This window comes from Acidovorax sp. CCYZU-2555 (assembly GCF_018413525.1).
Lineage (GTDB): Bacteria > Pseudomonadota > Gammaproteobacteria > Burkholderiales > Burkholderiaceae_C > Comamonas.
In genome coordinates, this window is record NZ_JAHCDD010000067.1 from 1 (window position 1) to 14,157 (window position 14,157).

Annotated in this window: 14 protein-coding genes; 12 read left to right on the forward strand and 2 right to left on the reverse strand. The window is 62.3% G+C overall.

All coding sequences use genetic code 11. The features are described from left to right. From KHY18_RS20295 to KHY18_RS20335, 9 genes are all read left to right on the forward strand, one after another. A partial coding sequence (locus KHY18_RS20295) for a c-type cytochrome (RefSeq protein WP_213304081.1) occupies positions 1–477 on the forward strand: 477 nt, incomplete at its 5' end. 10 nt (positions 478–487) lie between these two features. Continuing rightward, positions 488–850: a thioredoxin family protein gene (locus tag KHY18_RS20300; RefSeq protein ID WP_213304084.1), complete on the forward strand. Its 363-nt coding sequence runs from the start codon at positions 488–490 to the stop codon at positions 848–850. Positions 851–1,060: 210 nt separating this feature from the next. After that, the gene (gene rimP, locus KHY18_RS20305) at positions 1,061–1,642 is read left to right on the forward strand and encodes a ribosome maturation factor RimP (RefSeq protein WP_213304087.1); all 582 of its coding nucleotides are present in this window, start codon (positions 1,061–1,063) and stop codon (positions 1,640–1,642) included. A gap of 90 nt (positions 1,643–1,732) precedes the next feature. After that, entirely contained in the window at positions 1,733–3,217 is a 1,485-nt protein-coding gene (gene nusA / locus KHY18_RS20310; RefSeq protein WP_213304090.1) for a transcription termination factor NusA, read from the forward strand. A 23-nt stretch (positions 3,218–3,240) separates the two neighbouring features. Next, the gene (gene infB / locus KHY18_RS20315; protein WP_213304093.1) at positions 3,241–6,108 is read left to right on the forward strand and encodes a translation initiation factor IF-2; all 2,868 of its coding nucleotides are present in this window, start codon (positions 3,241–3,243) and stop codon (positions 6,106–6,108) included. A 3-nt stretch (positions 6,109–6,111) separates the two neighbouring features. Further along, on the forward strand, positions 6,112–6,483 hold the full coding sequence (gene rbfA / locus KHY18_RS20320; protein ID WP_213304096.1) for a 30S ribosome-binding factor RbfA: 372 nt from the start codon (positions 6,112–6,114) through the stop codon (positions 6,481–6,483). A gap of 2 nt (positions 6,484–6,485) precedes the next feature. Beyond that, a complete protein-coding gene (truB, locus tag KHY18_RS20325) occupies positions 6,486–7,478 on the forward strand; it encodes a tRNA pseudouridine(55) synthase TruB (protein ID WP_213304099.1) in 993 nt (330 codons plus the stop codon). Then, positions 7,475–9,295 carry a translational GTPase TypA gene (gene typA / locus KHY18_RS20330; RefSeq protein WP_213304102.1) on the forward strand — a complete coding sequence of 607 codons (1,821 nt, stop codon included), beginning with the start codon at positions 7,475–7,477 and terminating at the stop codon, positions 9,293–9,295. Before truB ends, typA begins: the two co-directional genes overlap by 4 nt. A 168-nt stretch (positions 9,296–9,463) precedes the next feature. After that, on the forward strand, positions 9,464–10,558 hold the full coding sequence (locus KHY18_RS20335) for an enoyl-CoA hydratase/isomerase family protein (RefSeq protein ID WP_213304105.1): 1,095 nt from the start codon (positions 9,464–9,466) through the stop codon (positions 10,556–10,558). 29 nt (positions 10,559–10,587) lie between these two features. Here the strand turns inward: KHY18_RS20335 and smpB are convergent, their stop codons facing one another. Further along, a complete protein-coding gene (gene smpB / locus KHY18_RS20340) occupies positions 10,588–11,061 on the reverse strand; it encodes an SsrA-binding protein SmpB (protein WP_213304108.1) in 474 nt (157 codons plus the stop codon). A 143-nt stretch (positions 11,062–11,204) separates the two neighbouring features. Here smpB and KHY18_RS20345 point away from each other — a divergent pair, with 143 nt between their 5' ends. Both KHY18_RS20345 and KHY18_RS20350 read left to right on the forward strand, forming a co-directional pair. Then, complete coding sequence (locus tag KHY18_RS20345; protein ID WP_213304111.1) at positions 11,205–11,645, forward strand: type II toxin-antitoxin system RatA family toxin; 441 nt, start codon at positions 11,205–11,207, stop codon at positions 11,643–11,645. Beyond that, entirely contained in the window at positions 11,638–11,976 is a 339-nt protein-coding gene (locus tag KHY18_RS20350; RefSeq protein ID WP_213304113.1) for an RnfH family protein, read from the forward strand. Before KHY18_RS20345 ends, KHY18_RS20350 begins: the two co-directional genes overlap by 8 nt. Before the next feature lie 11 nt (positions 11,977–11,987). Here KHY18_RS20350 and KHY18_RS20355 read toward each other — a convergent pair whose 3' ends face one another. Further along, positions 11,988–12,521, reverse strand: a complete 534-nt coding sequence (locus KHY18_RS20355; protein ID WP_213304117.1) for a DUF4124 domain-containing protein — start codon at positions 12,519–12,521, stop codon at positions 11,988–11,990. A gap of 160 nt (positions 12,522–12,681) precedes the next feature. On the opposite strand from KHY18_RS20355, the gene guaB reads away from it, so the two are divergent. After that, a complete protein-coding gene (gene guaB / locus KHY18_RS20360) occupies positions 12,682–14,157 on the forward strand; it encodes an IMP dehydrogenase (protein WP_213304120.1) in 1,476 nt (491 codons plus the stop codon).

Consider the following 14,157-nt stretch of genomic DNA (forward strand, 5'->3'; position numbering starts at 1 on the left):
GCTTCGGCCAGCGGCCCCATGGCCGAAGTGGTGTTTCGCAGCACCCAATATCTGTCGACCGACGACCTGCAGGCGATGGCGGCGTATCTGCAGACCTTGCCCGCACCCCGGGCGCCGGCCGTGCCGGTCGTCCCGGCCAGCGATGCCCCGCTCGGCGCCAAGGTCTACACCCAGCACTGCGCGCAATGCCATGGCGATCAGGGCGAAGGCCGGCCCGGCGCCTTCATGGCGCTTGCGGGCAACCGCGCGGTGAACCTGCCCGACGCCAGCAACGTGGTGCGCATGGTGTTGCAGGGCGGCTACCCGCCGGCCACGGCCGGTAATCCGCGTCCGCATGGAATGCCCCCGTTTTCCCATCAACTGAGCGATGCCCAGATAGCCGCCGTATCTTCCTTTGTCCGACAATCGTGGGGCAACATGGCGCCAGCGGTTGGTACCATCGAGGTTTATCGGGCACGCGAGAAGCGCGCGCCTTGAAGGAGTGGGAATGGAGAGTGAGCGGCCCCAGGGCGAGCAATGGCTCGTGGTCTGTCTGTGCGCGCAATGGTGCGGGGTATGCAAGGACTATCGCCAGGGTTTCGAAGACCTTGCGGCCAGCCATCCAGAGGCGCGTTTTCTTTGGCTTGACATAGAAGACCGCGAAGATGTTGCCGGTGATCTAGATATCGAGACCTTCCCCTGCCTCTTGATTTCCGACGATCAGCACGCACGTTTTCTGGGACCGGTATTGCCCCAGTTGCAGGTTCTGTCGCGGCTTCTGGTATCGTTGCAGCGCAACGGGCCGGCGCCCGTGGCGGTATCCGCAGAGGCACAGGCCTTGCGCGATCGCATTGTTGCGGCGGGCCTGTGAGCCGTCGTGGGCTGTTGTGCGGACAGCGTTTGGGTGCCGTTTGCGAGCCCTGACAATGGTTTGCGGGTACAATATAGGACTCACGACCAAACGGGCGGGTACATACCGCCCGTTTTTTTTGGTCGGTTGCATTTGGAGCTCGAAGCTGTCGGATGGGTTTTCCGGGGGTTATCGGGTTTTTTGTATTTGCAGAGATGGAATTGAATACACGTGGCACTACAGCAAATCGTTGAACAAACAGTCGCAGGCCTGAGTTATGACTTGGTGGAGATCGAGCGCTCCGCAGGAGGACTGCTGCGCGTCACCATCGATTTGCCCTGGCAGGCTCCCACACCGGAAACGCAGGCATTGCCCGAGCAGTACATCACGGTCGAAGACTGTGAAAAAGTCACGCGCCAGTTGCAGTTTGCGCTCGAGGTGGATGGCGCGGAATACACCCGCCTGGAAGTCTCGTCGCCTGGCATCGATCGCCCTTTGCGCCATGAACAGGATTTCGTGCGCTTCGAAGGCGAGGTGATCGACCTGACGCTCAAGGAGCCCATCGGCTCGGCGGCGGCAGGGCAGGTCAGCGCCAATCGCAAGAAATTCCGGGGCACGCTAGAGCGCAGCGAGACCGGTGGCTGGCAAATCGTCTGGAGCGATGAGCCGGCAGTCAAGCCGGGTCAGCGAGTGAGCAAGAAGCGCGTGCCCGCGCCTTTGCAGGCATTGGGATTCGCACTCGATGAGCTGCGCGAGGCACGCCTTGCGCCGCTGGTGGATTTCAAGGGCAGGGCCAATAAAGCCGCTTCATAAGTGGTGCCACTGCAGGTCAAATAGTACGGGGCCCAGCGGATGCACCAGGGTGGTGCCCCCTCGGAGTGAATGAAATAGGAGAGTCATCGCATGAATCGCGAATTGTTGATGTTGGTAGAGGCCATTTCGCGCGAGAAGAACGTCGAGCGCGATGTGGTCTTTGGTGCCGTGGAATTGGCTCTGGCCCAGGCCACGAAGAAGCTGTACCAGGGCGAAGTGGATATCCGCGTCGCCATCGACCGTGATAGCGGTGATTACGACACCTTCCGTCGCTGGTTGGTCGTGCCTGACGACGCCGGTCTGCAGAACCCCGAAGCCGAAGAAATGCTGATGGACGCGCAAGACCGCGTTCCAGACATCGAAGTCGGTGAACACATTGAAGAAGAAGTCGATTCGGTGCCTATCGGCCGTATCGGTGCCATGGCTGCCAAGCAGGTCATCCTGCAGAAGATCCGTGACGCCGAGCGCGAGATGCTGCTCAACGACTTCATGGCGCGCGGCGAAAAGATCTTCACCGGCACCGTCAAGCGCATGGACAAGGGCGACATCATCGTCGAAGGCGGACGCGTCGAAGGACGCCTGCGCCGCAGCGAAATGATCCCTAAGGAAAACCTGCGCAATGGCGACCGTGTGCGCGCCATGATCATGGAAGTCGACCTGACGCTGCGCGGCGCTCCCATCATCCTGTCGCGTTCGGCGCCTGAATTCATGGTGGAACTGTTCCGCAATGAAGTGCCCGAAATCGAACAGGGTCTGCTGGAAATCAAGAGCTGCGCACGCGATCCTGGCAGCCGTGCGAAAATCGCCGTGATCTCGCATGACAAGCGCGTGGACCCCATCGGGACCTGCGTCGGTGTGCGTGGCACCCGCGTCAATGCCGTGACCAACGAGTTGGCCGGCGAGCGCGTGGACATCGTGCTGTGGTCCGAAGACCCCGCACAGTTCGTGATCGGTGCCCTGGCACCTGCGAACGTGTCGTCCATCGTGGTCGACGAAGAAAAACATGCCATGGACGTGGTGGTTGACGAGGAAAACCTCGCCATCGCCATCGGCCGCGGCGGCCAGAACGTGCGTCTGGCTTCCGACCTCACCGGTTGGAAAATCAACATCATGGACGCAGCCGAGTCTGCGCAAAAACAGGCCGACGAGACGGATACCGCTCGCCGCCTGTTCATGGAAAACCTGGATGTCGACGAGGAAATCGCCGACATCCTGATCGAAGAAGGTTTCGCCAGCCTGGAAGAAGTGGCCTATGTGCCGCTGCAGGAAATGCTGGAGATCGAAAGCTTCGACGAAGACACCGTGAACGAGCTGCGGGCGCGAGCCAAGGACGCTCTGCTCACGATGGAAATCGCACGCGAGGAAAATGTCGACACGGTTTCGCAGGATCTGCGTGACCTCGAGGGGTTGACGCCTGAGCTGGTGGCCAAACTGGCCGACGGTGGCGTGCATACGCGGGATGACTTGGCCGATTTGGCCATTGACGAACTGACCGAACTGACCGGGCAGTCTGCCGACGAAGCGAAAGCTTTGATCATGAAGGCACGTGAACACTGGTTCACCGGGCAAGAGTAAGGTCAGGGAGGAACGAACCGAATATGTCGAGTAACACCGTTGCTGAGTTTGCTGCCGAACTCAAAAAAACACCCGAAACCTTGCTGCAACAACTTAGCTTTGCTGGTGTTGCCAAGGCCTCGGCTTCCGATGCGTTGACCGAGTCCGATAAACAGAAATTGCTCTCGCACCTGCAGGCCAGTCACGGCACAGGCGGAGCTGACCGCAAGAAAATCACATTGACGAAAAAGTCGACGAGCGAAATCAAGCAGGCTGATGCCACTGGCCGGGCCCGCACCATTCAAGTGGAAGTGCGCAAGAAGCGCACCTTCATCAAGCGTGACGAAAGCGGCGAAGCCGGTTCCGAAGGCGAAGCACAGGTCAGCGAAGAGCAGGCCGGCACTGAACGCGAATCCGATGAATTGGTGCGGCGTGAAGAGGCAGCGCGCCATCAGGTGGAGCTGATTAGCCAGCAGGAGGAAGAACTGGTGGAAAAACGCCGTGAGCGCGAAGAGCGCGAACGCCGGGAGCGTGAAGCCGAGGAGCGGGCTGCGGCCTACGCTGCTCAGGAAGCCGCAAAGATTGCCCAGGCGACTGCGCAGAAGGCCGAAGCCTCGCGCGAATACAAGGCCGAGACGGCGGCGAAAAACGCCGCCCAGACCGCAGCCCGCGAAAAGGCCGAGGAAGAGTCGCGTTCGCGCGCTGCTGAAGAAGCAGCCCGGGCGAAGGATCTCGACGAACGCCGTCGCAAGGCCCAGGCCGAAGCCGAAGCCATTCGCGCCATGATGGCCGCGCCAAAGCGCGTGCTCGTGGCGAAGAAGCCCGAAGAGCCGGTCAAGCCGGCTGTCGTGGCCAAGCCTGCGGGCGACGCCAAGAAGGGCACGCTGCACAAGCCTGCCACGGGCTCGACCACGGCCCGCACGGGCGGCCCTGCCGCTCCTGCAGCCGGCGCCGGCAAGGAAGTCAAGTCCGCCAAGCTGTCCTCCAGCTGGGCTGGCGACGGCAAGAAGAAGGAAATCAAGACCCGTGGCGACGCCGGCCCGAGCCGCAGCGGCGGCGGTGGCAGCAACTGGCGCGGTGGTCCGCGCGGCGGCAGCCGTCGTGGCGGTGGCAACGATCGCAACGATCACCACCAGCAAGCGCAGGCCGAGTTCCGTGCGATCGAAGTGCACGTGCCCGAAACCATCACGGTTTCCGAGCTCGCACACAAGATGTCGGTCAAAGCGTCCGAACTGATCAAGATCCTGATGAAGATGGGCCAGATGGTCACCATCAATCAGCCTCTGGACCAGGACACGGCGATGATCGTGGTCGAAGAAATGGGTCACACCGCCAAGGTCGCGGCCCTCGACGATCCCGAAGCGTTCACTTTCGAGGAAACCTCGCAGCAGGACGCCGAAGCCCTGCCGCGCGCTCCTGTGGTGACCGTGATGGGTCACGTCGATCACGGCAAGACCTCGCTGCTCGACTACATCCGTCGTTCCAAGGTGGCTGGCGGCGAAGCCGGCGGCATTACCCAGCACATCGGTGCCTACCATGTGAAGACCGAACGCGGCATGGTGTCGTTCCTCGACACCCCGGGTCACGAGGCCTTCACGGCCATGCGTGCCCGCGGTGCCCAGGCCACCGACATCGTGATTCTGGTGGTTGCAGCCGACGACGGTGTGATGCCCCAGACCAAGGAAGCCATCAAGCACGCCAAGGCGGCTGGTGTTCCCATCGTCGTGGCCATCACCAAGTCGGACAAGCCCGATGCCAACTTCGAGCGCGTCAAGCAAGAGCTGGTGGTGCAGGAAGTCGTGCCTGAAGAGTACGGCGGCGAGTCGCCTTTCGTGCCAGTGTCTTCCAAGACCGGCATGGGCATCGACGAACTGCTCGAACAGGTGCTGCTGCAGGCCGAAGTGCTGGAGCTGCGTGCTCCGGTCGACGCCGCTGCCAAGGGTCTGGTCATCGAAGCCCAACTCGACAAGGGCCGCGGTCCTGTCGCAACGGTGCTGATCCAGTCCGGTACGCTCAAGGTGGGTGACGTGGTTCTGGCCGGTCAGACCTATGGCCGCGTGCGCGCCATGGTCGACGAAAACGGCAAGACCACCAAGACCGCTGGTCCTTCGATTCCGGTCGAAATCCAGGGTCTGTCGGATGTGCCCGCAGCTGGCGACGAATTCATGGTGCTGAGCGACGAACGTCGTGCCCGTGAAATCGCCACTTACCGTGCCGGCAAGTTCCGTCACACCAAGCTGGCCAAGCAACAAGCCGCCAAGCTGGAAAACATGTTTGCCGACATGACGGCGGGCGATCTGCAGACGCTGCCCATCATCATCAAGGCCGACGTGCAGGGTTCGCAAGAAGCCCTGGGCCAGTCGCTGCTCAAGCTGTCGACCGAAGAAGTGCGCGTGCAGCTGGTGTATGCCGGCGTGGGCGGCATCAGCGAGTCCGACATCAACCTGGCAATCGCTTCCAAGGCCATCGTGATCGGCTTCAACGTGCGCGCCGATGCGAATGCACGCAAGACTGCCGAGAACAACGACGTCGAGATCCGTTACTACAACATCATTTATGACGCTGTGGACGAACTCAAGGCGGCGATGTCGGGCATGCTGGCCCCCGAGCAGCGCGAAGAGATCATCGGTATGGCCGAGATCCGCACGGTGTTCGTGGCGACGAAGATTGGCACGATTGCCGGTTCGTACATCACTTCCGGTCAGGTCACCCGCAATGCACGCTTCCGCCTGCTGCGCGAAAACGTGGTGATCTACACTGGCGAGATCGAATCGATCAAGCGTCTCAAGGACGACGTCAAGGAAGTCAAGGAAGGCTTCGAGTGCGGTATCAAGCTCAAGAACTACAACGACATCAAGGAAGGTGACGTGCTGGAAGTCTTTGAGATCAAGGAAATCGCACGGACGCTGTAATCCATGGCTGCCAAGAAACGCGCTGCGCCAAATCGCAGCTTCAAAGTCTCCGATCAGATCCAGCGTGATCTGTCGGAGCTGATCGCCCGGGAGTTGAAGGACCCGCGCGTGGGCATGGTGACCCTGCAAGGGGTGGAGGTGACTCCAGACTATGCACATGCCAAGGTGTTCTTCAGCATCCTCACGGGTGATCCCGATCAGACGCTCGAAGGTCTGAGCCAGGCGGCGGGCTTTCTGCGCGCCGGCCTGTTCAAGCGCCTGCATATCCACACCGTGCCTACGCTGCACTTCGTCTACGACCGTACGACGGAGCGCGCTTCGGACATGAACGCCTTGATCGCCAAGGCAGTTTCTTCGCGCGCGAAAGAAGACTGAGCATGAACGCGCCTCGCACACGGGTGCAGCGGCGCCCTGTGCATGGGGTGTTGCTGCTCGATAAACCGCTGGGGTTTTCCAGCAATGACGCTTTGCAGAAGGTGAAGTGGTTGTTGCGCGCGGAAAAAGCCGGTCATACCGGTACCCTGGATCCCTTGGCCAGCGGCGTTCTGCCGCTGTGCTTTGGTGCTGCCACCAAGTTCAGTCAGCTGCAGCTTGAAGCGGCCAAGACCTATATTGCCATTGCCCGCCTGGGCGCGACCACGACGACCGCGGATGCGGAAGGCGAGATCGTGCGCGAGCGGCCTGTGGACCTCGCGGCAATCACGCCCGAAAAGCTGCAGGCCGTGGCCCAGCAGTTTTCCGGGCCGATCTTGCAAGTACCGCCTATGCACAGCGCCCTCAAGAAGGACGGCAAGGCGCTCTACGAGTACGCCCGCGAAGGCATCGAGATCGAACGCCCTGCGCGCGCGGTCACGATCCATGCACTTGACGTGAGTCTGTGCGAGGACGCGGACGGCTTTGCGGCCGTCAAGCTGGTAGTGACTTGCAGCAAGGGCACTTACATCCGCACCCTCGGTGAGGATGTGGGCGAAGCCCTGGGCTGTGGAGCGCATCTCAGGTTTCTGCGCCGCACCGACACGGGCGGACTGGGGCTTGCAGGCTGCGTCACGCTCGAAGCGCTTGAAGCCATGGACGAGGAACAGCGCCTGTTACATGTTCAGCCACCGCAAATGTTGCTGCATGAACACACGCCTGTCACGCTGACCGAGTACGATGCCGGACGTTTTCTGTCGGGCATGCGCCGACGGGGCGACTGGCCGGATGCGTCGGCAGTGGCCGTTTATGGAACAGAGCCTCACGCTCTATTGGGAGTAGGCCATGTGCTGGCCGGGGAGTTGATCCCCGACCGCCTGCTGAGCCCCTTGGAAATTCAACAAATTTTGGAAGGCACGCCGCGCCCAACAGACCGCGGCATTTTGGAAACTTTATGAGTACACAAATCCGCAACATCGCGATCATTGCGCACGTTGACCACGGTAAAACCACCATGGTCGATCAGCTTCTGCGCCAGTCCGGCACTTTTGCCGAGCATGAAAAGGTGGTCGACACCGTCATGGACAACAATGCCATCGAGCGCGAGCGCGGCATTACCATTCTGGCCAAGAACTGTGCCGTCAGCTGGGAAGGCACCCACATCAACATTCTCGACACGCCCGGTCACGCCGACTTCGGCGGTGAAGTCGAGCGCGCCCTGTCGATGGTCGACGGCGTGGTGCTGCTGATCGACGCGCAAGAGGGCCCCATGCCCCAGACGCGTTTCGTGACGAAGAAGGCCCTGGCTCTGGGCCTGCGCCCCATCGTCGTGGTCAACAAGGTGGACAAGCCCGGTGCGCGTCCCGACTACGTGGTCAACGCCGCTTTCGATCTGTTCGACAAGCTCGGCGCTACCGATGAACAGCTCGACTTCCCGGTCGTCTACGCTTCGGGCATCAACGGCTGGTCGTCGACCGAAGAAGGCGCTCCTGGCGAACAGTGGGGCACCGACATGTCGGCCCTGTTCAACACCATTCTGAACCACGTTCCTTCGATCCAGGGCGATGCAGCGGCTCCCCTGCAGATGCAGGTGTCGGCACTCGACTACTCGACGTTCGTCGGCCGTATCGGCGTGGCGCGCATCTCGCAGGGCACGGTCAAGGCGGGTCAGGAAGTCATGATCATGGCTGGTCCTGAAGGCAAGGCCTACAAGGGCCGTATCAACCAGATCCAGAAGTTCCAGGGTATCGATCGCGTGCAAGTCACCGAAGCCGGCCCCAGCGAAATCGTGCTGGTCAACGGTATCGAAAACCTCGGCATTGGTGAAACCATCACCGATCCGCTCGATCCCAAGCCCATGCCCATGCTCAAGATCGATGAACCGACCTTGACCATGAACTTCTGCGTGAACAACTCGCCGCTGGCGGGTCGTGAAGGCAAGTTCGTTACCAGCCGCCAAATCTGGGACCGCCTGCAAAAGGAACTGCGTTCGAACGTGGCCCTGCGCGTCAAGGAAACCGACGAAGACGGCATTTTCGAAGTGTCCGGTCGCGGCGAACTGCACTTGACCATTCTGCTCGAAGAAATGCGCCGCGAAGGCTACGAGCTGGCAGTGTCCAAGCCCCGCGTCGTGTTCCGCGACATCAACGGTGAAAAGAACGAGCCTATCGAGCTGGTCACCGCCGACGTCGAAGAAACCCACCAAGGCGGCGTGATGCAAGCCCTGGGCGAGCGCAAGGGCGAGCTGGTCAACATGGAGTCCGACGGCCGTGGCCGCGTTCGCCTCGAGTACCGCATTCCCGCGCGTGGCCTGATCGGCTTCACGAACGAATTCCTGAACTTGACACGTGGTTCGGGCCTGATCGCCAACATCTTCGACAGCTACGAACCCCATAAGGGTGACATCGGCGGCCGCAAGAACGGTGTGCTGATCTCCATGGACGACGGTGAAATCTTCACCTACGCCCTGGGCAAGCTGGATGACCGCGGCCGTATGTTCGTCAAGGCGAACGATCCCGTGTACGAAGGCATGATCATCGGCATCCACAGCCGTGACAACGACCTGGTGGTCAACGCCACGCGTACCAAGCAGCTGACCAACTTCCGCGTTTCCGGCAAGGAAGACGCGATCAAGGTCACGCCCCCGATCGACCTGTCGCTGGAATACGCGGTGGAATTCATCGAGGACGACGAGCTGGTCGAAATCACTCCCAAGAGCGTGCGCGTGCGTAAGCGCCACCTCAAGGAAAGCGATCGCAAGCGCGCAGGTCGTTAAGACCCGCCCGCTGAACGCATGCCCTGCATCGCGTTCACAGAAAAAGCCGCCTTGTGCGGCTTTTTTTGCGTGTGCGACAGCGTAGGCGCGACGGCCTCGGTTAAGGTTCCAGGTTGGCGCGCGGCCGCGTGGCTGCGCTGAATCACAGGTAGACCAGAGGAACACAATATGACGGAGACAACGGCGCTAGTCCTGACCGAAGTGCGGGGCCGCATAGGCTGCATCACGCTCAACCGTGCGCGTGCGCTCAATGCGCTGTCGCTGGAGATGGTGCGCGAACTGATGGCCGCGCTGCTCAAATGGCAGGATGATCCGACGGTGCTGGCGGTCGCGCTGCGCGGCAGCAACAAGGAAGGCGTGTTCGGCGCGCTGTGCGCGGGCGGTGACATCCGCTTCCTGCACCAGGCGGGCAGCACGGGCAACCCTCAGCTCGAAGACTTCTTCACCGAAGAGTACGCGCTCAACCACCTGATCCATCACTATCCCAAGCCCTATATCGCGTTCATGGACGGCATCGTCATGGGCGGCGGCATGGGCATCAGCCAGGGCGCGAGCGCGCGCATCGTGACCGAGCGCACGAAGATGGCCATGCCCGAAACGGCGATCGGCTTGTTCCCCGATGTCGGCGGCGGCTATTTCCTGAGCCGCTGCCCGGGCCACACGGGCGAATGGCTGGGTCTCACGGGCGAGACCATTGCCGCGGGCGATGCGATCGCGCTGGGCCTGGCCGACGGCCTGGTGCCGTCAGCGCAGCTGCCCGATCTGTGGGAAGCCTTGGCCACGCGCGACTTCGCCGATGGCGCTGCCGTGCAGCAATGGATAGACGGTCAGCTGGGCCAGGCGCCCACGCATTTCGCCGGCCTGCAGGCCGAGATCGATCAGTACTTCGCCTTGCCTACGGTGCGCGCCATCATTGCCGCGCTGGAAGAGGGCGCGAGCGACTGGGCGCAGTCCACGGCCGCGCTGCTGCGCAAGCGCTCGCCGCTGATGCTGCATGTGGTGCTGGAGCAGGTGCGCCGCGCGCGCGACATGGGCCTGGCCGACGACCTGCGCATGGAGCGCGACATGGTGCGCCACTGCTTCTACCTGCGCCCAGGCCAGAGCGAAACCCTCGAAGGCATTCGCGCGCTGGCCGTGGACAAGGACCATGCGCCGCGCTGGAATCCCGCATGCATTGAAGACGTGCAGGAAGCCGATTGGCAGGCATTTTTCGTTAGCCCCTGGCCGGCGCATTCGCATCCGCTGGCCGCATTGGCCGACTGACGCTGCAGCCCGCTGATCCTGTCAAAGGATCAGCGATTGCGCCCCTTCATTGCCCGCTCGACTTCGCGCTTGCCTTCGCGGTCCTTGATGGTGTCGCGCTTGTCGTGCTCGCCCTTGCCCTTGGCCAGGGCGATCTCGGCCTTGACCAGGCCGTTCTTCCAGTGCAGGTTGAGCGGCACCAGCGTATAGCCCTTTTGCTCGACCTTGCCGATCAGGCGCTTGATCTCTTCCTTGTGCAGCAGCAGCTTCTTGGTGCGCGCGGCGTCGGGGCTCACGTGGGTCGAAGCGGTGCGCAGCGGATTGATCTGGCAGCCGATCAGGTACAGCTCGCCGTCCTTGATGACCACGTAGCCGTCGGTCAGCTGGACCTTGCCTTCGCGCAAGGCCTTGACTTCCCAGCCGTGCAGGACCATGCCCGCTTCGTGGCGTTCCTCGAAGAAGTAGTTGTAAGCCGCTTTTTTGTTGTCGGCAATGCGGGACGGGGAATCAGTTTGTTTTGCCATGTATGAATTAAGTGCGGCGCAATTCAGGAGATAAAAGCTCTCCCTACAATGTTGTTTGTCGTCTCGCTGCAGAGATTTTAGTTTCCATCGGCCGGCAATGCTGCGATGGCCTTCGCAGCATCCCTATTCAGGCCCCTTTTCCCATGAAAACAGTCAATAAATCCGTCCTCATCTGGTACAGCCCCGAAGAAATGTATGCCTTGGTGACGGATGTGGACCATTACGCCGACTTCCTGCCCTGGTGCGACCATGCGCGCATTCTCGAGCAGGACGAGCAAGGGATGACTGCGGAAGTGGGAATGGCGCTGGGCGGCCTGAAGAAATCCTTCGTGACCCGCAACACCCACGAAGAGGGCCGGCGCGTGACCATTCGCCTGGTCAAGGGTCCATTCTCTCACCTCGAAGGCGACTGGTATTTTCACCCCGTGGGCGACGGCTCGCAGCGCGCCTGCAAGGTGGAGCTGCGCCTGAGCTATGGCTTCGACAACGTGGCGCTGGCGGCGCTGGTCGGCCCGGTGTTCGACCGCATTGCGGGCTCCATGGTCGACGCCTTCATCAAGCGCGCGGAACAGGTCTATGGCTGAAGTGGCGGCCGCCAGCGCAGCGCTGTGCGTTGACGTGGTGTATTCATCCGAAGCCGGGCAGGCGCAGGAATGGTCGCTGCAGCTGCCGGGCGGTGCCTGCCTGCTCGATGCGCTGCGCGCCGTGGGGCTGGAAGCCAGCCCCTGCGCCGCAGGCATCTGGGGGAGACGTGCCGAGCGCAGCCAGCTGCTGCAGGACGGCGACCGGGTCGAGCTGTACCGGCCTTTGCTGGTCGACCCCAAGGTTGCGCGGCGCGAGCGTTTTGCGCGCCAGGGAGCGCGCGGTGCGGGCCTGTTTTCGCGCCAGCGCCCTGGCGGCAAGGCCGGCTACTGAACTGAATCTGCTTATTGAGGCCGCTGCACGGGCGCCGGGCCGCATTCGGTGGTGATCGCGTTCTGCGCGCGCTGGCGCTCGGCGGCGCGCGCGGCGTCGTCCATGAACACGCGCTCGCCCTGGGCATTGGTGTGGGCGATCAGCCGGCCGTCGGCCATGGCCGCCTGCGCGGCCTTGGCGCGAGTGCAATTGTCCTGACGCGCCTGGGCCTGCTTTTTTTCCTGGGCAGCGGTTTCGGCCTGTTCGCGCTTCGCCTTCTCGGCTTCCTCGGCGGCTTTCCTGGCCTGCAGTTCCTGGTCTACGCCGCTGTTGCGACTCGCTGGCGCGGTTGCGGCCGGGGCGGTTGTCTGCGGCGCCGGCTGGGCCGCGGCCGATGGCTTGGCGCTGCCCGGCTGCTTCAGGATGCGGTCGGCAGGCACCTGCACGGGCGGCGGCAGGTCGCTGTAGACCTTGCGGCCCTGCGCGTCGAGCCACTGCCATTGCGCCAGCGCATTGGCGGAAAAAAGGCTGCTGGCGCAGAGCAGGACAAGCGTGAAGACGTTCATGGCGGCAGGATCAAAGTAGGGGAGACCGGCGCGTTGGCGCAGACCATCGGTGGAATCTTCGCACTTCCCATCCCGCCTGCCAAGGCCGGAAGGGGGAAAAACCAGGCGCCGCCTCTAAGAATAGCAGGCACAGGTACAATCGTTTTTTTGGAGCTTTCACATGCGCCTTCTTGGTAAAGCACTGACCTTCGACGATGTGTTGCTGGTACCCGCTTACTCCCAAGTCCTGCCCAAGGACACGTCTCTCGCGACACGTTTTTCCCGCAATATTTCCCTGAACATTCCCCTGGTGTCCGCCGCGATGGACACCGTGACGGAAGCGCGCCTGGCGATCGCCATTGCGCAAGAGGGTGGTATCGGCATCATCCACAAGAACATGACGGCCCAGGAACAGGCCGCCGAAGTGAACAAGGTCAAGCGCCATGAATCCGGCGTCGTGATCGACCCCGTGGTCATCACGCCTGAGCACACTGTACTGCAGGTTCTGCAACTGTCGGAAAACCTCGGCATCTCCGGTTTCCCGGTCTGCGATGGCGGCAAGGTCGTCGGCATCGTGACCAGCCGTGACGTGCGCTTCGAAACGCGTTACGACGTCAAGGTCAACCAGATCATGACGCCGCGCGAGAAGCTGATCACCGTCAACGAAAAAGACGGCACGACGCCCGCCGAAGCCAAGGCGCTGCTCAACAAGCACAAGCTCGAACGCATTCTGGTCGTCAACGATGATTTCGAGCTCAAGGGCCTGATCACCGTCAAGGACATCAACAAGCAGACCACGTTCCCCAACGCCGCGCGCGATGCCGCCGGCCGACTGCGCGTGGGCGCGGCCGTGGGCGTGGGTGCCGGTACCGAAGAGCGCGTTGAGTTGCTGGTCAAGGCCGGCGTCGACGCGATCATTGTCGACACCGCCCACGGCCACAGCCAGGGCGTGATCGAGCGCGTGCGCTGGGTCAAGCAAAACTATCCGCAAGTCGACGTCGTCGGCGGCAACATCGCCACGGGCGCGGCCGCGCTGGCCCTGGTCGAAGCCGGTGCCGATGCCGTCAAGGTCGGTATCGGCCCGGGCTCCATCTGCACCACGCGCATCGTCGCCGGTGTGGGCGTGCCCCAGATCATGGCCATCGACAGCGTGGCCACGGCCCTGTTGGGCACGGGCGTGCCGCTGATCGCTGACGGCGGCGTGCGCTTCTCGGGCGACATCGCCAAGGCGCTGGCCGCTGGCGCGTCGACCATCATGATGGGCGGCATGTTCGCCGGCACCGAAGAAGCTCCGGGTGAAGTCATCCTGTACCAAGGCCGCTCGTACAAGAGCTACCGTGGCATGGGCTCGATCGGCGCGATGCAGCAAGGCTCGGCCGACCGTTACTTCCAGGAATCGACGACCGGCAATCCGAACGCCGACAAGCTGGTTCCCGAAGGCATCGAAGGCCGCGTTCCCTACAAGGGCTCGATGGTTTCCATCGTGTACCAGATGGCCGGTGGCGTGCGCGCTGCAATGGGCTACTGCGGTTGCTCCAGCATCGAACAGATGAACAACCAGGCTGAATTTGTCGAGATCACGACGGCCGGCATCCGTGAAAGCCACGTCCATGACGTGCAGATCACCAAGGAAGCCCCCAACTACCGCGCCGACTAA